The organism is Mesorhizobium australicum WSM2073, assembly GCF_000230995.2.
GTDB lineage: Bacteria > Pseudomonadota > Alphaproteobacteria > Rhizobiales > Rhizobiaceae > Mesorhizobium > Mesorhizobium australicum.
Genome location: NC_019973.1, coordinates 800,022 through 819,720, shown reverse-complemented (window position 1 = coordinate 819,720; position 19,699 = coordinate 800,022). Strand labels below are relative to the sequence as shown.

The following is a 19,699-nucleotide window of genomic DNA, read 5'->3' as shown; positions in this document are numbered from 1 at the left end:
GCACTTGTGCAACAAATCGGACCGGCGGCCGGTTCCGTTTCAAACCGTCTACCGCTTGGCGGTGCGCACCAGCTTCGGCTTCACCGCGACGCGGTTCTGGCGGCCATAGCTGGTGATGAAGTCGACGATGCGCGGCACGATCTCGGAGCGGAAGCGCGAGCCGTTGAAGACGCCGTAATGGCCGACTGCCGGCTGCATGTAGTGGGCCTTCTTGTCGGCGGGGATGTTGACGCACAAATCCTGCGCCGCCCTGGTCTGGCCAAGACCCGAAATGTCGTCGTTCTCGCCCTCGACCGTGAACAGGGCAACGTTGCGTATGACGGACGGATCGATCCTGGTGCCGCGATGCGTCATCTCGCCCTTGGGCAGCGCATGGCGCACGAAGACCGTGTCGACCGTCTGCAGATAAAACTCCGCCGTCAGATCCATCACCGCCAGATATTCGTCATAGAAGTCGCGGTGTTTTTCGGCATTGTCGCCATCGTGCTTCACAAGGTTCATGAAGAATTCCTTGTGGGCGATGATGTGGCGGTCGAGGTTCATGCTCATGAAGCCCGAAAGCTGCAGGAAACCGGGATAGACCTCGCGGCCGAAGCCCGGCACTGGCCAGGGCGCGCGCATGACGACGTTGTCGCGGAACCAGTCGATGCCCTTTTCCTCGGCCAGCAGATTGACGGCGGTCGGGTTGCGGCGGGTGTCGATCGGCCCGCCCATCAGGGTCATCGTCGAAGGCACGAAGGGATCGCCCTTCGCCTCCATCAGCGCCACCGCCGCAAGCACCGGCACGGAAGGCTGGCACACGGCCATCACATGCGTGTCCGGACCCAGCGTGTGCAGCATGTCGATGACGTAGTCGATATAGTCGTCGAGATCGAAGCTGCCATCGGCCAGCGGCACCATGCGGGCGTCGACCCAGTCGGTGATATGGACATCGGCATAGGGCAGCATCGCCTCGACCGTGCCGCGCAGCAGCGTGGCATAATGGCCCGACATCGGCGCCACGATCAAAAGCTTCGGGTCGGCCTTGCGCCCGGGGGGAACGGCGCGCTCGAACCGGACGAGATTGCAGAACGGCTTCGACCAGACGGTCTTCTCGGTGACCGCGACGCTCTTCCAGTCGACCACCGTCTTGGCCAGGCCGAATCGCGGCTTGCCGTAGCGGCGCGTGGTGCGCTCGAACAGTTCGGCGCCGGCGGCGATCGAACGGCCCCAGGGCGTATGCGAAACGGGGTTGAGCGGGTTGGAGTAGAACAACCGGACCGCGTCGGCATAGACCCGCGCCGGCTGCAGGGCCGCGTGGTTCATTTCGTAGAGCTGGTAGAACATACGTTACCCCGCGACCGAAGGGACGACGATCAGCGCCGAGCCCTAGATGTCTCGCGGGGAAGTTAACAACTAATTGCTGCGATGCAATACGTCACGTGGCGTGACCAAATGCTTCTTTCGCCGAAAGCCTTGAAAACCCGGCACGGCCGGCCCAGCCGGCTCAATGTGCAGTGCCGAAATGTGTAGGATATGTGTCAGGCTTTCGCGGCGACCTGACCATGATGGTCCTGCGGTCGGAAGGGATCATGGTCAGGAGACGATCAGATCAGACGCGCGCCATGCAGACGGAGGTCTGCCCGGAGCCGATGAAGCCGAGCTGGCCGGCGGCGCCTTTCGACAGGTCGAGCACCCGGCCCTTGATGAAGGGACCGCGATCGTTGATGCGCACGACGACGCTGCGGCCGTTGTTCTTGTTGGTGACCCGCAATTTGGTGCCGAAAGGCAGCGTGCGGTGGGCGGCGGTCATCGCCGAGGGGTTCATACGCTCGCCCGATGCGGTCCTCGAGTGCAGCGCGTACCAGGAAGCGCGGCCACACTGACCGGCGGCGGCGGTTGCCGAAGTGGCGGAGGCGCCGACCATCAGGCCAGCAGCGATCGTTACCGCGACAAGCGCGGTCTGTTTCGTGGTCTTCATATTTGGGGGATGGCTCCGTTTTTGACAGACCCAAGCCGTTAGGTGGGAAATAAGGCAGGAAATGCGGCAGTGATCTGGCGGTTCCATGGCAAGATCACACGTTTGGAGTCAGGGGGTAACAGTTTGTCAGGGATTTTCGGACCAGATTTTATCAGTTATCGATGATGTTCGTGCCGATATCCGAGATCCGTTTGACAAGATCCGGGATTAATCTCCAAGTAGAAACCGCTGGGATCGAGCCACTTCCTTTGGCTCTTTCATCGCGGCTGTGGCGCCGCTCTCGATCGACTGGGAAAGCGAGATCCGACAATGAGACTGACCAAAAATCTGCTGGCGTTGATTGTGCTGGCGATCGGTGCGTTGTGGTCGCTGCAAGGGATCGGCGTGGTCGGCGGCAGCTTCATGACCGGCCAATCGCAATGGCTCTATATCGGACTCGCCGCCATGCTGGTCGGCCTGGCCGGCCTGGTATGGGCGAACCGTGGGCATGGTTGATTTTCGAGCAAGCGCGCCCGCTGCTGAGCGCGCCGCCCGTGGCGACTGCGTTCACTGCGACCAGTACTGCCAGGCCCAGTAAAAACTCTCGTCGCGAGGTGGCAGGCGATCGCGCCCGGCGCGGAGATGGACCGGCGCCGGCGAGCGCGGGCTGTCGTCACTTGCCGCGTTCTCGTCGGAAGCAAGGCCGAGCAGCCAGGCGCCGACATGGGCAAACAACACGGCGGTGGAATGGGTCATCGTCATTCTCCTTTTCCGATCATTCCCGCCCCGCCCATGGGACCAGCACGCGCTCGATGCTGCGGATGGTGAATTCGAGCACGAAGGCGATGGCCGCGATCACCAATATGCCCATGATCACCACGTCGGTGACGAGGAACTGGGCCGCCGACTGGATCATGAAGCCAAGCCCGCGCGTCGCCGCCACCAGCTCGGCCGCGACCAGTGTCGACCAGCCGGCGCCGAGCGCGATGCGCAGGCCGGTCAGGATCGAGGGCAGGGCGCTGGGCAGGATCACGTGGCGGACCACTTGGCGTCGAGTCGCACCAAGCGAACGCGCGGCGTTGACGCGCTCCCGCGAGACGCCGCGGACGCCCGAGGCGGTCGACAGCGCGACCGGCGCCAGCATGGCGATGGCGATCACCAGGATCTTCGACGGCTCGCCGATGCCGAACCAGATGATGACCAGAGGCAGATAGGCCAGCGGCGGGATCGGCCGCAGGAATTCGAGCAGCGGATCGAAGATGCCGCGCCCCACCGTGCTGATGCCTATGGCGAGCCCCACCGGCACGCCGACCAGGATGGCGGCGACCAGCGCGGCAAAGACGCGGCCCAGACTGGCGACGACATGCTGCGGCAGCGTCGCGTCGACGAAGCCGTCGCTGATGACCACGATGAACTTGTTCCACACGGCAAGCGGCGAGGGCAGGAACACCGGCGACACCAGTTGCAGGCGGGCCGACAGTGTCCAGAGCGCCAGCACCGCCAGGATGGTGGCGGCGCTGACCATGCGCGCCGAAACGCCCGTCCGTTTCGCCCGTGGCCTCGACCAGGGCACCGACAGGCCGTCGGTTTCGTCTGTCCTTGAACCGGGCCGTTCAGTGTAGGAGGAAATTGTCATGCCGCCTCTCCCTCGAAGATCGCGTCGGTCAGTTCGCCGCGCGCCGCCGCAAAGGCCGGATCGGCCTTGATGGCGCGAATGGGCTCGCCTGCCGCGTAACGCCTGGAGAAGCTCGGCTCGAAGGTTCGCACCACGCGGCCCGGGCCGGGCGCCAGCACGACGATGCGGGTGGCGAGCACCAACGCCTCCTCGATGCCGTGCGTCACCATCAGCACGCCGGCATGGCTTGCCGTCCAAAGGTCGAGCAGCGTCGTCTGCATGCGCTCGCGCGTCAGCGCGTCGAGCGCGCCGAGCGGCTCGTCGAGCAGCAGGAATTCGGGTTCGGCGGCGAGCGCCCGGGCAAGGCCGACACGCTGGCGCATGCCGCCGGACAGCTCCCAGATGCGTTTGTCGCCGGCTTCAGCGAGCTTGACCAGCGCCAGCAGTTCATCGGCGCGGCGCGCCCGTTCGGCTGGCCTCACACCGCGCAGCCTGAGCGCGAAGGCGACGTTCTCGCGCGCCGTGAGCCACGGAAACAGCGCATCGTTCTGGAACACCACGGCCCGGTCCGAACCGGGCCCGGTGATCGGCTTGCCATTGACCGTGGCACTGCCGCGCGCCGGTATGACCAGGCCGGCGGCGACGTTGAGCAGCGAGGTCTTGCCGCAGCCGGAGCGGCCGACAAGGACGACGAAATCGTTCTTGGCAACGCCGATCGACACGTGCTCGACGGCGGGTGCCGGCTGGCCGTCATAGTGGATGGAGATCTTGTCGAGCACGAGATGCAGCATGGGCCCTCGCCGATTGGAAGGATATCCGCCTGCCCCAAAACCGCGCCTCGTCTGCGGCTTCGGGACAGGCAACACGCGGCGTCAGGGAAGGAGAGCCGCGTGTGCGAGGCGTCAGTTCGAGGCCAGCGCCTCGGTGACGTATTTCGAAGTGACGTATTTCGAATAGTCCGGCAGCACCGCGTCGACCTTGCCTTGCTCCTTGAGGAAGGCGGATGCCGCCGCGATCGCACTGACCGTACCGCCGCCGAGGAACTTCCCGGATGCCTGCTCTTCCAGGGTGGGGAAGACATAACCCTTGAGCAGCTCCGGCACCTCTTCCAGCTTGGCGCCGGTGAGCTTGGCGATCGCGGCGGCCTGCGGCGACGAAACCGACCAGGCGTCGGGCTTGGCGAGATAGTCCGCATAGGCGGTGCCCGTCACCTTGACGAAGTCGCGCACGGCTTCCGGGTTCTTCTCGGCGAAGTCGGTGCGCACGATCCAGGCGTCGAAGGTTGGCGCGCCCCAGGCGGCGACCTGCGAGGAATCCAGCACCACCTTGCCGGATGTCTTGATCTGGCCCAGCGCTGGGTCCCAGACATAGGCGGCGTCGATATCGCCGCGCGCGAAGGCGGCGGCGATTTCCGGCGGCCGCAGGTTGAGGATCTGGACCGATTTCGGATCGACATTCTCGTGCTTGAGCGCGGCAAGCAGGCTGTAATGCGTCGTCGACACGAACGGCACGGCGACCTTCTTGCCGGCGAGGTCTGCGACCTTCTCGATGCCGGCGCCGTTGCGGGCGACCAGCGCCTCGGATTGCCCGATCAGGCCGACGACGAAAATGGTCTGGATCGGCAGTTCGCGGCTGGCGGCGGCCGCCAGCGGGCTCGAGCCGACATAGCCGATATCAACCGAGCCGGAGGCGACCGCAGCGATGACATCGGCGCCGGAATCGAATTTGCGCCAGTCGATGCTGGCTTTGGTCGCCTTTTCATAGGCGCCATCGGCCTGCGGCACTTTCGAGGGTTCGACCACCGTCTGGTAGCCGATGGTGATCTTCAGGTCTTCGGCGAGCGCCGGGCTGAGGAAGGCGGCGCCGGCGAGGGCGGCCGACGACAGAAGGAGAATGCGTCGCGAAATGGTGGGCATCAAAGGGCTCCATGAAAAGGTAAAACCGGATTGCATGTCCATAGTTCTCTAATTCCATGGTTCTTGTAGAGTTAAATCCTTCCAAGGAAGGAGAGCTTGTTGGAAAAAAGCCACTGGCGGCGGGCCGCCACGGCGGAAGTGACGGTTGCCGTCGTCCAAGAGCGGCGAGCCCATCAACTTTGCCCGAGGGCTCGACCTCGACCGTTGCAGATACAGACAGGTTCAAACGAGAATTCCGGGTTTTCCCTACCTCCAGCAAACTGATGCTTCGAATGGCACAGAATTTAGAATGAGGTTCCACGTGTCGGCACCTAAGTATAGTAATCTTATGGACATAGGTGCGGGGTGCCGATGACAGGGCATCCCAAGCGTATCGTGGAGATCGCTGGCGTCGTCGGTTCCCAGCCGCAGGCCGTCATGCGAGCAAGCCTGGCGTCTGTGTCCTCGAAATCACAAGGCGGGCCTAAAATCGCCGCAACGAGTTGAAAATCAAGCAAGATCAACCGCAATTGGCTTGTATATCATGTCACTGGAATTTATGTGTCATGGAGGCTTCGGCGCGGCGGGGAGGCACGCGAGGCGTTTCGCAACGGATGGCCTAAGGCCATCGCACGACAGAGAAACGTTCGGTTCATGCTCACCAAAAAAGGCAAGTACGGCCTCAAGGCGCTCGTCCATCTCGCGCACATGCCGGCCGGACGGCTCGCCTTCGTCGGCGATATCGCGACCGGCAACAACATCCCGAAGAAATTCCTCGACGCCATTCTGGGCGAGCTGCGCAATGCCGGCTTCGTCCAGAGCCGGAAGGGCAAGGAGGGCGGCTATCGCCTGGCCCGGCCCGCCGACGAGATCAAGGTCGGCCACGTCGTGCGCGTCCTCGACGGGCCGTTGGCTCCGATCCCCTGCGCCAGCCGCACACAGTATCAGCGCTGTGAAGACTGCAACGAGGCGACATGCCAAGTCCGACATCTGATGCTGGAAGTCCGGCAGGCGATCGCCGAGGTGCTCGACCAGCGCAGCCTCGCCGAGATGCGCGACATTGCCGACGACCTCCCGGTCGCGAGGGACGACCTGCCGGTGGCGCGGAACGACCTGTCGGTCGCGGTGAAGGTCCAGGCCTGAAGCCGGCACTTCGCATGGGGCTCGCTTGCGCATGACCGGGCGAACCAACCCGACCCGTTCCATCATCATCGTCGGCGGCGGCGCCAGCGGCGTCGTGCTGGCCGCGCATCTGCTCAAATCGCCCAATCCGGACCTGCGCGTCACGCTGATCGAAAAACGCCCGCATTTTGGCCAGGGCATTGCCTATTCGACGCTGCTGTCGGCGCATGTGCTGAATGTCAGCGCCGCAGGCATGAGCGCCTATGCCGACGATCCCGGCAATTTCTGGCGCTGGCTGCTGGAGCGGGGGCTTGCGACACCGGAACAGGCTCCGGTCTATGCGCCGCGCAGCCTCTATGCGCGTTATCTCAAGGAATTGCTCGACGACCTGGAAACGCGCGAGCGCGAGACCGGCCGGCTGCGCCTGATCCGCGAGGAGAGCCTGTCGATCACGCCGACGGCGTCCGGGGTCGAGGTGGCGCTCGCCAACGGCACCAGCGTGGTCGCCCATCTTGCCGTGCTCGCTACCGGCCATGACGAACAGCCCGCGCAGGGCCACGCGATCCGGATGGGCTCGGAAGCCGACACCGCGCTCGATCCAGATAGCCGCATCCTGGTGCTGGGCACGGGCTTGAGCATGGTCGATGCATTCCTTTCCCTGGAGCAGCGCGGCCATCGCGGCGACATCATCGCGGTGTCGCGGCGCGGCCTGCTGCCCTCGCCGCACCGCAAGGGCAATCCGATCAAGCTCGACGTCGCCGACATCCCGCTCGGCACCCAGCTCTCCTATTTCGTCGGCTGGTTCCGCGACCTTATCCGTCAGAACCAGAAGGCCGGCGTCGACTGGCGCGACGTGGTGGACGGCCTGCGCCCCTTCAACCAGAAGATCTGGCAGAACTGGCCGGCCTCGGCCAAGCGCCGCTTCGTCGAGCACACCAAGGCCTGGTGGGACATCCATCGCCACCGCATGGCACCCGAGGTCTACGCCAGGGTGACGGAGGCCGTGCAATCGGGCCGCATCCGGCCGCTCGCCGGGCGCGTCGTCGGCGTCACGCCGGGCGACGGCTTCGCGGTGGAGGTCCAGTCGCGTCACACCCAGCGCCTCGAAACATTCGGCGTCGCCCGCATCTATGATTGCTCCGGTATCGTGCGCGACATCTCGACCTCGTCGAACAGCGTGGTGCGCTCGCTGGTCGACCGCGGCCTGGCGCGGCCGGATCCGCTGCGCATCGGCCTCGACGTCTCGGCCAATTGCGAGATCATCGCCGCCGATGGCACCGTTTCGCGAAAAATTCTCGCCGTCGGCCCGCTGACGCGCGGCACCTTCTTCGAGATCGACGCCATTCCCGATATCCGAGTCCAGTGCGCCAGGTTGAGCAAGCGGTTGCTGGGGTAGACAACCCCAGGCGGCGATTGTCTTTGGCAAGTGGTGCCCGCCTTAAGCCGCGAGCGTCTTCCGTGATCGCACCATATTCGGCTGGGCCTAGTCTGGTATTCGTCCTGAGCGGCCCTATGTCGGTTTGAACAACTTCCGTTCTTAACTATAAAACGGCAGGACTAAAGTCTTGCGCGCTAGCAGGCCTTGGTCCGAGGGGTCTTCGAACGTTCCGTGCTTGTCCATTGGACGTTCCATTACTTTAGTCAATCGAGATATACGTGGCTCGATATGGACCGCGGTAATGGGGATGCGAATCGGCCTGCCAAAAGGCGCGATCTTCCTTCCGTCGAGTGACCCAATGCCTCCCCAGCCCGGTTTCGAGCCAGTGCTTTCCTATGCCCTCGGACCAAAAGAATGGCCGGTGCGGGGATGCTTGGGTTGGAAGCAGATCGCACCGGCCATCGCGGGTTAGGCTTCGATTGGGATCGTCCCCCGCACGACCAAGCTACATATATATTAGCTATTGCTCAACTAAGACTGAAGTCCCTCCAGCTACCAGCCGGAGGGATGGCGTTCAGCCCAATGCCTCACACACGGCGCGCGCGGCCTCGGCGCCCAAAAAATTCTGCTGGCCGGTGATCAGGTTGCGACGCCTTCGCTGGACCGGATCATGCCGCCGTCCAGTCCCACGGCTTGGCGCTGTCTCGCTGGCGTTTCGGTCGGCACCGCCTCGCCTCGCCTGGATGACGGCCCCATGGAATTTCATTCCCCGTCTGGCCACCGGATTGGCACGATCTATCTTCTTTCCAACTGCGATCGGCTGGAAAAGACGCTAGGGTTGACCCATGGAGGCTCCACATGAGTGAGCATAGAAAAACCACGGCCGACAGTGGCTCCTCGGATAGGGCGCTCTCGCGCCTCCGGCCGCCCTATGCGTCGTTGCTCGATCTGATCGGGCAGACGCCCATCGTCGAGCTGACCAAGTTCGACACCGGAAAATGCCGGCTGTTCATCAAGCTCGAGAGCCAGAACCCTGGCGGCTCGATCAAGGACCGTATCGCGCTGTCGATGATCGCGGCGGCCGAAAAACAGGGCAAGCTGAAGCCCGGCGGCACCATCGTCGAGGCGACAGCCGGCAACACCGGCCTTGGCCTCGCCCAGGTCGGCATTCCCAAGGGTTACCGCATCATCCTGGTCGTGCCCGACAAGATGTCGCGCGAGAAAATCCAGCATCTGCGCGCGCTCGGCGCGGAAGTGCGCATGACGCGTTCCGATGTCGGCAAGGGCCATGCCGAATATTACCAGGACATGGCGGAAAAAATCGCCGCCGAACTGCCCGGCGCCTTCTACGCCAACCAGTTCGCCAATCCGGCCAACCCGCTGGCGCATCAGACGACCACCGGCCCGGAGATTTTCGCGCAGCTTGACGGGGATGTCGACGCGGTGGTGGTCGGCGTCGGTTCGGGCGGCACGCTGACCGGGCTTGGCCGCTACTTCGCCGAGGTGTCGCCGAAGACGGAGATGGTGTTGGCCGATCCGGTTGGCTCGGTGCTGGCGCCGCTGATCAAGACCGGCAAGATGGAAGAGGCGGGAAGCTGGACCGTGGAAGGTATCGGCGAGGATTTCGTGCCGCCCAATGCCGATCTGTCTTTGGTCAAGAAGGCCTATTCCATCACGGACAAGCAGAGCATGCTGGCGGTGCGGGATCTGTTGTCCCGGGAAGGCATACTGGCCGGCTCGTCTTCGGGCACGTTGTTGTCGGCGGCGCTGCGCTATTGCCGCGAGCAGACGGTGCCCAAGCGCGTCGTCACCTTCGTCTGCGACAGCGGCAACAAGTACCTGTCAAAAGTGTTCGACGATTTTTGGCTGGCGGAACAGGGACTGGCCGAACACGAACAGCATGGCGACCTGCGTGACCTCGTGATGCGCACTCACCGCACTGGCGACACCGTCTATGTCGGGCCGGACGAGAGCCTGCTCAACGCCTATGGACGCATGCGCCGCTCCGATGTCTCGCAACTGCCGGTGCTCGACAATGGTAAGCTCGTCGGCATCGTCGACGAGAGCGACATCCTTGCCCATGTCGACGGCCCCTATGACGGGCGCTGGGAGCGCTTCAACGGCCCGGTGCGCACAGCCATGACCTCGAACCTGCACACGCTGCAGGCCAGCCAGACGCTGGACGCGCTGCTGCCGGTGTTCGACCGCAACGAGGTTGCCATCATCTTCGACGGCGACGAGTTCGTCGGCCTGATTACCCGCATCGACCTGATCAACCATCTGAGGCGCGCACGATGACGACATCCGGAAAGAACCGCCTGGCGTTTTCGACGCGCACCATCCATGGCGGCCAGAGCCACGACCCGCTCACCGGTGCGGTGATGGTGCCGATCTACGCCACCTCGACCTATGGCCAGCAGTCGCCCGGCGTGCACAAGGGTTTCGAATATGCCCGCAGCCAGAACCCGACGCGATTCGCCTTCGAGCGCGCCGTGGCCGATCTCGAAAGCGGCTCGGCGGCTTTCGCATTCGCTTCCGGCCTGGCGTCGATCGCCACGGTGCTCGAATTGCTCGATTCCGGCGCGCATATCGTCGCCACCGACGACATTTATGGCGGCTCGTTCCGGCTGATGGAGCGGGTGCGCAAGCGCTCGGCCAATCTGCGGATTTCTTTCGTCGATTTCACCAGTCTGGCCGCGGTTGAAGCCGCGATCCGGCCGGAAACAAAAATGCTTTGGGTCGAGACGCCGACCAATCCATTGCTGCGCATCGTCGATCTCGAAGGCGTCGCGGCGTTGGCGAAGCGCAAGGGGGTCTTGTCCGTCGCCGACAACACCTTCTGCAGCCCCTACATCCAGCGGCCGCTGGAGCTCGGCATCGACATCGTGGTCCATTCGACGACGAAATATCTGAACGGCCATTCCGACATGGTCGGTGGCGTCGCAGTTGTCGGCGACAAAAAGGATTTGGCCGATCGCCTGAAATTCCTGCAGAACGCCATCGGAGCCATATCCGGCCCGTTTGATAGTTTCCTGGCGCTGCGCGGTTTGAAGACCCTGGCGCTGAGGATGGAGCGTCATTCCGCCAACGGCCTCAAAATCGCGCAATGGCTGGAAGCGCGAAAAGATGTGCGCCGCGTCATCTATCCCGGCCTCGCCAGCCATCCCCAGCACGCCATCGCGGTCCAGCAGATGCATGCCTTCGGCGGCATGATCACGGCTGTTCTTGATCGCGATCTTGCCGGCACCAAACGCTTTCTCGAACGCACGCAGCTGTTCACGCTGGCCGAAAGTCTTGGCGGGGTGGAGAGCCTGATCGAGCACCCGGCGTTGATGACGCATGGCTCCATTCCCGCCGAGAAGCGGGCGGAGATCGGCATATCGGATTCGCTGGTGCGGCTGTCGGCGGGGATCGAGGATGGCGACGATCTGATCGCCGATCTGGATCAGGCGCTGGGGGGCTGAGTGCCTTTCGGCTGACCGAGGAGCCTGTTGCTCGCGGGCATGCGCTGCGTCGCGCCTTGCTCCGCCCACGACGACGAACTGATGGTCGTCTCGCCGATCTGAGCCAGATCAGGCGTCGTGTTTGTGGCGGTGCTTTCCGCGATCCTTCTCGGCGTGGGACTCTCCGGAGCGCACCGGCTTGGCGTTGTCCTTGTCGCGGCGCCCTCGGTGCTGGTCGCCTATCGGAGATAGCGGCACGCCGTGGCGCGCGGTTTTCGTTTCGAGACGGGTGATGAAAATATCGAAGCGATTGGGCATCGTCCGGTCAGTGCTCCGTCGTGCTGTCGGGTTTGTTGTCGGAAAGCCTGACATCCGTCGGCAAGGCAATCGCGGCCTGCTTGGTCAGGCTGGTGTCGTCCCGGGCCGGCAGCCGCTTGTCCTGGCGTGCGGCAATTCGGCCGCGGCCGGCATAGTAGGGCTCGAAAGCGTCCTGTATCGTCAGGCTGTCCATCCTGTCCTCCCTTGGGAATCAGGGGCTAAATCTGCCAAAACCGGTTTCGTTCCCTACTGTGGCGAAGGAATGGCGACTGCCTTACATCGGTGTGAGTTTTGCAAGCCGGCGCCAGCCATGCCAAATGGGTTTGGCAAGCCAACAGGCTGAACGGAGACGGCATCGGTGACTGGCGAAACGGGCAAGCGCAGCTATGTGGTCGGGCAGACCGAGATCGCGGCCCGTCCGCTCGATCCGGCGCTCTATCTGGTGGCGACGCCGATCGGCAACCTCGCCGACATCACGCTGCGCGCGCTGGAGACGCTGGCCGCCGCCGACATCGTCGCCTGCGAGGACACGCGCGTGTCGCGCGTGCTGCTCGACCGCTACGGCATCCGCCGGCGCACCACGGCCTATCATGAACACAATGCGGGCGAGGCCGGGCCGAAGCTGATCGCGGCGCTCGAAGCCGGCCAGAGCGTGGCGCTGATCTCGGATGCCGGCACGCCGCTGGTCTCCGATCCCGGCTACCGGCTGGTCGGCGAGGCGCTCGACCACGGCATCCGCGTCGTGCCGATCCCCGGCCCCTCGGCGCCGCTTGCCGCGCTGACGGCGTCGGGCCTGCCGTCGGACGCTTTCCTGTTCGCCGGCTTCCTGCCGGTTAAATCGGGACAACGCCTGGCCCGGCTGGAGGCCCTGAGAGCCGTGCCGGCGACGCTGATCTTCTTCGAATCGCCGCGCCGGCTGGCCGAGTCGCTCGGCGCCATGGTCGAGGCGCTCGGCGGCGAGCGCAAGGCCGCCATCGGCCGCGAATTGACCAAGACGTTCGAGGAGATGCGCACCGGCACGCTGCGGGCGCTCGCCGACCACTACGCGGGGGCCGATACGCCCAGGGGCGAGATCGTCGTCTGCGTCGGCGCCGCCGAGGCCAAGGCCGACGAACCTGAAGACATCGATCGCCTGCTCTTGTCGCTCGCCGCTGAAATGCCCGCCTCCAAGGCGGCGGCGGAAGCGGCGAAAATGACCGGCGGCCAGAAGCAGGCGCTGTATCGGCGGCTGCTCGAGCTCAAGGACAGACCATGATCCCGAAATGCGGAAACCGGTTTTCTCGGACAAACGGTTCCGTTTGTCCAAAAGTCATGGCCGAGCAACGAGAAACCAGCGGTGGCTGAGCGCCCGAGCGCCAGCCGCCAAAAGGCCTACCGGCGCGGCCATCGCGGCGAATGGCTGGCGGCGGCCGCGCTGATGTTGAAGGGCTACCGGATTCTCGCGCGCCGCCACCGCACCCGCTTCGGCGAGATCGACCTGATTGCGCGGCGCGGCGACCTCGTCCTGTTCGTCGAGGTCAAGGCGCGCCGCACGCTGATCGAGGCCATGGAGGCGATCGGTCACGAATCGGAGCGCCGCATCGAGGGTGCTGCCGATATCTGGCTGTCGCGGCAGCCCGACTATGGCAGGCTGTCTATGCGCTTCGATATGGTCGCCGTGCTGCCCTGGCGTTGGCCGGTGCATGTCCCGAATGCGTTTTACGGAAGGAGTTGACAGAAATCCGTGCGAGGCAGCCCCCTCATCCGGCCGCTAGGGGAGAGGTCGGGTTGCCCCGAATTGCCCCTGTCAATTCGGTTGGCAATCCCGGTGAGGGGCCTGCAACAACGCACGTTCAGCCCCAGATCATCAACGCCACCAGCCCGACGATCCCCACCACCAGGCGCCACCAGCCGAACAGCGAGTAGCCGTTGCGCGAGACGTAGTCGAGCAGGTAGCGCACCACGACCAAGGCCGTGACGAAAGCGGCGACGAAGCCGATGGCGATGATCGGCAGATCGGCCGAGGTCAGCACGTTGCGGTTCTTGAACAGGTCGAAGGCGAAGGCGCCGACCATGGTCGGGATGGCGAGGAAGAAGGAAAATTCCGCCGCCGCCCGCTTGTCTACACCCAGAAGCAGCGCGCCGACGATGGTCGAACCCGAACGCGACGTGCCGGGGATCAGCGACAGGCACTGGAACAGGCCGATCTGCAGGTAGAGTCTGGTCGGGAACCGCTCGACGTCGCGATAGACCGGCTTGAGGTTCATTCGGTCGACGACCAGCAGCACGACGCCGCCGATGATCAGCATGATGCAGATCAGTCGGGGTGATTCGAACAGCACAGTCTTGATAAAATCATGCGCCAGCGCGCCGATGATCGCCGCCGGCAGGAAGGCGATGAGGATGCCGATGACGAAATGCCGCGTCAGCCGGTCATGCGGCAGGTCGAGCAGCATCTGCCACAGGCGCCGGAAATAGACGCTGAGGATCGCCAGGATGGCGCCGAGCTGGATCAGGATCTCGAAGGCCTTGCCGGTCGACTGGAACCCGAGGAAATGGCCGGCGAGCAGGATGTGGCCGGTCGAGGACACCGGGATGAATTCGGTCAACCCCTCCAGCAGGCCAAGCAGCAGGGCTTCGACGATGGTCTGGCTTTCCATTTCTACCTCGGCATTGGCGTGACGGCTAACAGAATGGCTTGCTTGTCATGGCGCCGAAGTCCCCCTATAGGTCGCAACACCCCTGACGGCCCGCTAGCCGGGCGGCCAAGACTTACCGGTGCGCCCTGCGATTCGCCAGTGTGGCAATCCGGAATTCGCCATACCTGGAACGAGCGCGACGCGCGAATTCCGAATTCTGAACGACACCAGTGCGCTTTATCATCGCGGAACCATGCTGACGCTTTTCCACCATCCCATGTTCGCTACCTGCCGCTTCGTCCGCCTCGCCTTTGGCGAGTATGGCGAGGAGCTGGCGCTGATCGAGGAAAAGCCGTGGACGCGGCGCAAGGAGTTCTTGGCGCTGAACCCGGCCGGCACACTGCCGATCCTGCTGGCCGAAGGTGACGTGCCGATCATCGGCGCGACAGTGATTTCCGAATATCTCGACGAGACGCGCGGCGTGCTCAAGCGCGACAAGCGGCTGTTCGCCGAGGACCCGATGCAGCGCGCCGAAATCCGCCGGCTGATCGACTGGTATCTCAACAAGGCCGAAAGCGAAGTGACGCGCCATCTGGTGCGCGAACGCGTGCTGAAGCCGGTGATGCCGGAAACGGCGGGCGGCGGCTCGCCCGATTCAGGCGCCATCCGCGCCGCGCGCGCCAACATCCGCCAGCACATGAAATACACCAACTGGCTGGCGGGCACCCGTCATTGGCTGGCCGGCGGCAGGGTCACCTATGCCGATCTGGCGGCCGCCGCGACGCTGTCGGTGCTCGACTATCTCGGCGAGATTGACTGGCGCGAACACCCCGCCGCGCGCGAATGGTACACGCGGGTGAAGTCGCGGCCCTCCTTCCGGCCGCTCCTGACCGACCGCGTGCGCGGCCTGTCACCGGTATCGCACTATGCGGATCTCGACTTCTGACGCGTCGAAACTGCGCGCGCTGATCGACGCGGAGGCGCGGCGCGCCGGCTTCGACGCGGTCGCCGTCACCACCCCCAATGCCATCCCGCTGGCTCCGGCGCGCCTGGCCGAATTCGTCGCCGACGGCTTTCACGGCTCGATGGACTGGATCGCCGAGACGATTGCGCGCCGCGGCGAGCCATCCACGCTGTGGCCCGACGTGCGCTCGATCATCGTGCTGGCGATGAATTACGGGCCGGACCATGATCCGCGCGACGTGCTGGCCAGGCGCGATCGCGGCGCGATCTCGGTCTACGCGAAAAACCGCGACTATCACGAGGTCATGAAGGGCCGGCTGAAGGAGATCGCCGGCAAGATCGTCGCGCGCGCCGGCGGCGACGTGAAGGTCTTCGTCGACACGGCGCCCGTGATGGAAAAGCCGTTGGCGGAAGCAGCGGGGCTGGGCTGGCAAGGCAAGCACACCAACCTGGTCAGCCGCGAGCACGGCTCCTGGCTGTTCCTCGGCACCATCTTCACCACGGCCGAACTGGAACCGGACAAGCCCGAGATCGACCATTGCGGCTCCTGCCGCGCCTGCCTCGACGCCTGCCCGACCGACGCGTTCCCCGCGCCCTACAGGCTCGATGCGCGGCGCTGCATCTCCTATCTCACCATCGAGAACAAGGGGCCGATCCCGCATGAATTTCGGGAAAAGATCGGCAACCGCATCTATGGCTGCGACGACTGCCTCGCCGCCTGTCCTTGGAACAAATTCGCCCGCGCCGCGTCCGAGGCCAAGCTCGCCGCGCGCGACGATCTGCGCGAGCCGCCGCTCGCCGATCTCTTGGCCCTCGACGATGCCGGCTTCCGCGCCTTCTTCTCCGGTTCGCCGATCAAACGCATCGGCCGCGACCGTTTCGTCCGCAACGTGCTGATCGCCGCCGGCAATTCCTGCGACGGCGCGCTCGTCGGCGTCGTCCGGGACCTGCTCGGCGATGCCTCGCCGCTGGTGCGGGGCGCGGCAATATGGGCGCTGGCGCGGCTGGTGCCGGAAACCGAATATGCCGAACGGGCCGCGAACGGCTTGAACAGTGAGGACGACGCGGCGGTGCGCGAGGAATGGCGCCTGGCGCGGCCAAGCAGGGCGCATGCATGAGCGGAAAACAGGTCTTCATTTTCGGTGCCGGTTATTCCGGAAAGGCCTTTGCCGGCGCCAATGGGGGAACCGCCAGCATCTTCGGCACGACACGCTCCGAGGAAAAATTCGAAGCGCTGCGCCAGGCCGGCATCGTCCCACTGCTGTTCGACGGCAAGTTGACGAACGAAATCGGCGCTGCGCTGGAGAAAACCACGCATCTGGTGGTTTCGGTCGGCCCTGAAGAAGCCGGCGATCCGGTGTTGAATGCCGCTCGCCAGGCAATCGCAGGGATGCCGGCGCTGGAATGGATAGGCTATCTCTCGACCGTCGGCGTCTATGGCGATCATGGCGGCGCCTGGGTCGACGAGACGGCCGCCTGCCGGCCGGTGTCGAAGCGTTCGGTGATGCGGGTCGAGGCCGAGCGGGCGTGGTTGAGGCTTGGCGAGGACATCGGGCGCCCAGTGGCGATCCTGCGGCTGTCCGGTATTTACGGTCCCGGCCGCAACGCGCTGGTCAATCTGGAGAACGGCACTGCCAGGCGGCTGGTCAAGCCGGACCAGGTGTTCAACCGCATCCATTGCGACGACATATCAGGCGCGCTGTGGCATCTGATCAGCGGCAATAGAGGCGGCATCTTCAACGTCACCGACGATGAGCCGGCGCCGCCGCAGGATGTCGTCGCCTACGCCGCACATCTGATGAGCGTTGAGCCGCCGCCCGAAATTCCCTTCGACACCGCCCAACTTTCGCCCATGGCGCGGTCCTTCTATGGCGAGAATAAGCGGGTCGCCAATGCGGCGATCAAGGCGGCGGGCTATCGGTTTCGCTTTCCCGATTATCGCGCCGCTTTCGACCATATGTGGGCAAGCGGCGACTGGCGTGACGGTGCGCCGCGCAGCCCGATGAGGGGCGTGAAGGGATAGGATGATCGAAGCGTGGCGCTTGGCGTGGTATGATGCGGCGATTGCAGGCACGGGGGTGCGGTTCATGAAATCATCGATGCGGTCGCTTTGCCCCAGAAATGCGGTATTGGCGGCAGCGCTGGCTCTGGCAGGCCTGGCCGCGCAGCCGGCAGCGGCCGAGGAGCGGGCGAAAGACCTGTTCGGCGCCGAGAAGCTGCCGACGGCCACCGCCCCGCAATCCTTCGGCTTCTATTCCAAGGGCTGTTTTGCCGGCGGCGTCGCCATTCCCATGGATGGTCCGACCTGGCAGGTGATGCGGCCATCGCGCAACCGCCGCTGGGGCCATCCGGCGATGATCGCGCTGATCGAGAGATTGTCGCGCGACGCCGTCGCCGACGGTTGGCCGGGCCTGTTGATCGGCGACATCGCGCAGCCACGCGGCGGCCCGATGCTATCAGGTCATGCCTCGCACCAGATCGGGCTCGACGCCGACATCTGGCTGACGCCGATGCCCGACCGCACCATGACCAGGGCGCAGCGCGAGACCATGAGCGCCACCTTGATGGTCGACGACAAGACGCATCTTGTGAAGGACGCGCTGTGGACGCCGGCGCACACGCGGCTTTTGAAGCGCGCGGCGAGCTATCCGGAGGTCGAGCGCATCCTGGTCAATCCCGGCATCAAGAAAAAGCTCTGCGACACGGTCAAGGGTGACCGCTCGTGGCTACGCAAGATCAGGCCGTTCTGGGGCCACGACTACCATTTCCACATGCGCATCGGCTGCCAGCCGGGCTCGCCCAATTGCAAGGCGCAGGAAGCAACGCCGGAGGATGATGGCTGCGGCAAGCCGCTGGCCTGGTGGTTCACGCAGGAGCCGTGGCGGCCGAACAAGAACCCGGATGCGCCCAAGGCACGTGACCTGATGACGATGGCCAACCTGCCTAAGGAATGCCGCGCGGTGCTCGACGCGCCGGGACCTGCCTCGGCCGAGGCCGCGACCTATCACGGCGACGCCGTGCCGGTCGCGGTGGCGGTGCCTGAGCCGGAAGCGCCGTCGCTGCCCGCCGTCACGGCAAGCGGCACCGCCGGCCTGCCAAGCCCGGTGAACGCCTTCACCGCGACGCCCGAGGTCGGCGTACCGGTGCCGCGGCCACGGCCGCCAGCGAAGTGATTGGCGCGCCACCCGCAGGCTCAATCGGTTTAGCCCCCGTTTTCATGGAACAGTGGCCGTTTGGCCGCAGAACCTCTCCCTGCGCGCCACCAGGCCCGAAAACCGTTTCCCTTTTCAAACTCATGCGCTAGTCAACGCAGGAACGGCGAAACGCCGTCGCGGGCGCCGGGGACGGACGAGAGCATGCCAAGCACGGGCGATGACGAGACTTTGCTGCGGTTTCCGATCCTGATCGGCGATATCGGCGGCACCAATGCGCGGTTTTCGATCGTGCTCGACGCCAATTCCGGGGCCGGCGAGCCGATCATCGTCCAGACCGCCAATTACAACACCATCGACGAGGCGATCCAGGCGGCGGTGCTCGATCGGTCCTCGGTTCGCCCCAATTCGGCGGTGCTGGCCGTGGCCGGCCCGGTCGACGGCGACGAGATCGAGCTCACCAACTGTCCCTGGGTGGTCAAGCCGAGGCAGATGTTCGCCAATCTTGGGCTGAGCGACATCGTCGTGCTCAACGATTTCGAGGCGCAGGCGCTGGCCGTCGTGGCGCTTGGCGAAGAGCATATGGAAAAGATCGGCGGCGGCACGCCGGAGCCCAATGCCGGCCGCGTCGTGCTTGGCCCCGGGACCGGGCTCGGTGTCGCCGGGCTGGTCCACGCGCTGCATCACTGGATCCCGGTGCCCGGCGAAGGCGGCCATATGGACATCGGACCGCGCACGCCGCGCGATTTCGAGGTCTTCCCGCATATCGAGAAGCTCGAGGGCCGCATTTCGGGCGAACAGATCCTGTGCGGACGCGGTCTCGTCAACGTCTACCGGGCCGTGGCCAGGGCGGATGGCAAGCCGTCGCCCTTCACCACGCCGGCCGAAGTCACCGGTGCGGCACTGGCCAAGACCGATCCGGTGGCGCAGGAAGCGCTCGAGACCTTCGTCACCTGCCTCGGCCGCACCGCCGGCGACCTGGCGCTGGTGTTCATGAGCCGGGGCGGCGTGTTCCTCACCGGCGGCATCGCGCAAAAGATCGTGCCGGCGCTGAAGGAGGGCAATTTCCGCGCCGCCTTCGAGGACAAGGCGCCGCACAGCGCGCTGATGCGCACCATGCCGGTCTATGTCATCACCCATCCGCTGGCTGCCCTTCTCGGCCTTGCCGCCTATGCCAGGAACCCCTCGCTGTTCGGCGTCCAGACATCGGGCCGGCGCTGGCGCGACGAAGTTAGTCACCCCAAGGCATAGGCAAG

At 64.9% G+C, this 19,699-nt stretch carries 21 protein-coding genes; 12 read left to right on the top strand and 9 right to left on the bottom strand.

Annotated elements, in window-relative coordinates; genetic code table 11:
- Positions 1-48: 48 nt before the first annotated feature.
- Positions 49-1,326, bottom strand: coding sequence for a polyhydroxyalkanoate depolymerase (locus MESAU_RS03805; RefSeq protein ID WP_015314730.1), 1,278 nt, complete (start codon positions 1,324-1,326; stop codon positions 49-51).
- Positions 1,327-1,591: 265 nt separating this feature from the next.
- The gene (locus MESAU_RS03800) at positions 1,592-1,960 is read right to left on the bottom strand and encodes a septal ring lytic transglycosylase RlpA family protein (protein WP_015314729.1); all 369 of its coding nucleotides are present in this window, start codon (positions 1,958-1,960) and stop codon (positions 1,592-1,594) included.
- A gap of 309 nt (positions 1,961-2,269) precedes the next feature.
- Between MESAU_RS03800 and MESAU_RS31445 the strand changes: the two genes are divergently transcribed.
- Positions 2,270-2,455, top strand: a complete 186-nt coding sequence (locus MESAU_RS31445; RefSeq protein ID WP_015314728.1) for a hypothetical protein — start codon at positions 2,270-2,272, stop codon at positions 2,453-2,455.
- 51 nt (positions 2,456-2,506) lie between these two features.
- On the opposite strand, the gene MESAU_RS03790 is transcribed toward MESAU_RS31445, so the two are convergent.
- The 4 genes from MESAU_RS03790 to tauA all read right to left on the bottom strand — a co-directional run bounded on the left by MESAU_RS03790 (position 2,507) and on the right by tauA (position 5,470).
- Complete coding sequence (locus MESAU_RS03790) at positions 2,507-2,695, bottom strand: hypothetical protein (protein WP_015314727.1); 189 nt, start codon at positions 2,693-2,695, stop codon at positions 2,507-2,509.
- A 19-nt stretch (positions 2,696-2,714) separates the two neighbouring features.
- Positions 2,715-3,575, bottom strand: coding sequence for an ABC transporter permease subunit (locus tag MESAU_RS03785; protein ID WP_015314726.1), 861 nt, complete (start codon positions 3,573-3,575; stop codon positions 2,715-2,717).
- Positions 3,572-4,345 carry a taurine ABC transporter ATP-binding protein gene (locus MESAU_RS03780; protein ID WP_015314725.1) on the bottom strand — a complete coding sequence of 258 codons (774 nt, stop codon included), beginning with the start codon at positions 4,343-4,345 and terminating at the stop codon, positions 3,572-3,574. Before MESAU_RS03780 ends, MESAU_RS03785 begins: the two co-directional genes overlap by 4 nt.
- A gap of 111 nt (positions 4,346-4,456) precedes the next feature.
- Positions 4,457-5,470, bottom strand: coding sequence for a taurine ABC transporter substrate-binding protein (gene tauA, locus MESAU_RS03775; RefSeq protein ID WP_015314724.1), 1,014 nt, complete (start codon positions 5,468-5,470; stop codon positions 4,457-4,459).
- Between the two features lie 633 nt (positions 5,471-6,103).
- Between tauA and MESAU_RS03770 the strand changes: the two genes are divergently transcribed.
- The 4 genes from MESAU_RS03770 to MESAU_RS03755 all read left to right on the top strand — a co-directional run bounded on the left by MESAU_RS03770 (position 6,104) and on the right by MESAU_RS03755 (position 11,413).
- Complete coding sequence (locus MESAU_RS03770; RefSeq protein ID WP_015314723.1) at positions 6,104-6,592, top strand: RrF2 family transcriptional regulator; 489 nt, start codon at positions 6,104-6,106, stop codon at positions 6,590-6,592.
- A 31-nt stretch (positions 6,593-6,623) separates the two neighbouring features.
- The gene (locus MESAU_RS03765) at positions 6,624-7,967 is read left to right on the top strand and encodes an FAD/NAD(P)-binding protein (protein WP_015314722.1); all 1,344 of its coding nucleotides are present in this window, start codon (positions 6,624-6,626) and stop codon (positions 7,965-7,967) included.
- A gap of 840 nt (positions 7,968-8,807) precedes the next feature.
- Positions 8,808-10,247, top strand: a complete 1,440-nt coding sequence (locus tag MESAU_RS03760) for a pyridoxal-phosphate dependent enzyme (protein ID WP_015314721.1) — start codon at positions 8,808-8,810, stop codon at positions 10,245-10,247.
- Complete coding sequence (locus MESAU_RS03755; RefSeq protein ID WP_015314720.1) at positions 10,244-11,413, top strand: trans-sulfuration enzyme family protein; 1,170 nt, start codon at positions 10,244-10,246, stop codon at positions 11,411-11,413. Before MESAU_RS03760 ends, MESAU_RS03755 begins: the two co-directional genes overlap by 4 nt.
- A gap of 108 nt (positions 11,414-11,521) precedes the next feature.
- Here MESAU_RS03755 and MESAU_RS03750 read toward each other — a convergent pair whose 3' ends face one another.
- Positions 11,522-11,710, bottom strand: a complete 189-nt coding sequence (locus MESAU_RS03750; protein ID WP_015314719.1) for a hypothetical protein — start codon at positions 11,708-11,710, stop codon at positions 11,522-11,524.
- 7 nt (positions 11,711-11,717) lie between these two features.
- Entirely contained in the window at positions 11,718-11,903 is a 186-nt protein-coding gene (locus tag MESAU_RS03745; RefSeq protein WP_015314718.1) for a hypothetical protein, read from the bottom strand.
- A 165-nt stretch (positions 11,904-12,068) separates the two neighbouring features.
- Between MESAU_RS03745 and rsmI the strand changes: the two genes are divergently transcribed.
- A complete protein-coding gene (gene rsmI / locus MESAU_RS03740) occupies positions 12,069-12,965 on the top strand; it encodes a 16S rRNA (cytidine(1402)-2'-O)-methyltransferase (RefSeq protein ID WP_015314717.1) in 897 nt (298 codons plus the stop codon).
- Between the two features lie 81 nt (positions 12,966-13,046).
- The gene (locus MESAU_RS03735; protein ID WP_015314716.1) at positions 13,047-13,424 is read left to right on the top strand and encodes a YraN family protein; all 378 of its coding nucleotides are present in this window, start codon (positions 13,047-13,049) and stop codon (positions 13,422-13,424) included.
- Positions 13,425-13,542: 118 nt separating this feature from the next.
- Here MESAU_RS03735 and MESAU_RS03730 read toward each other — a convergent pair whose 3' ends face one another.
- Positions 13,543-14,349: an undecaprenyl-diphosphate phosphatase gene (locus tag MESAU_RS03730; protein WP_015314715.1), complete on the bottom strand. Its 807-nt coding sequence runs from the start codon at positions 14,347-14,349 to the stop codon at positions 13,543-13,545.
- A 232-nt stretch (positions 14,350-14,581) separates the two neighbouring features.
- Here MESAU_RS03730 and MESAU_RS03725 point away from each other — a divergent pair, with 232 nt between their 5' ends.
- The 5 genes from MESAU_RS03725 (at position 14,582) to MESAU_RS03705 (ending at position 19,694) form a co-directional block, all read left to right on the top strand.
- Positions 14,582-15,274, top strand: coding sequence for a glutathione S-transferase family protein (locus MESAU_RS03725; protein ID WP_015314714.1), 693 nt, complete (start codon positions 14,582-14,584; stop codon positions 15,272-15,274).
- Positions 15,255-16,409 carry a tRNA epoxyqueuosine(34) reductase QueG gene (gene queG / locus MESAU_RS03720; RefSeq protein WP_015314713.1) on the top strand — a complete coding sequence of 385 codons (1,155 nt, stop codon included), beginning with the start codon at positions 15,255-15,257 and terminating at the stop codon, positions 16,407-16,409. The genes MESAU_RS03725 and queG overlap by 20 nt, the downstream gene beginning before the upstream one ends.
- Positions 16,406-17,314, top strand: a complete 909-nt coding sequence (locus MESAU_RS03715) for an SDR family oxidoreductase (protein WP_015314712.1) — start codon at positions 16,406-16,408, stop codon at positions 17,312-17,314. The genes queG and MESAU_RS03715 overlap by 4 nt, the downstream gene beginning before the upstream one ends.
- A 64-nt stretch (positions 17,315-17,378) precedes the next feature.
- Positions 17,379-18,464 carry a penicillin-insensitive murein endopeptidase gene (gene mepA, locus MESAU_RS03710; protein ID WP_041163615.1) on the top strand — a complete coding sequence of 362 codons (1,086 nt, stop codon included), beginning with the start codon at positions 17,379-17,381 and terminating at the stop codon, positions 18,462-18,464.
- Between the two features lie 183 nt (positions 18,465-18,647).
- Positions 18,648-19,694 (top strand): glucokinase, encoded by a 1,047-nt coding sequence (locus tag MESAU_RS03705; RefSeq protein ID WP_015314710.1) that lies wholly within the window; start codon positions 18,648-18,650, stop codon positions 19,692-19,694.
- Positions 19,695-19,699: the final 5 nt, after the last annotated feature.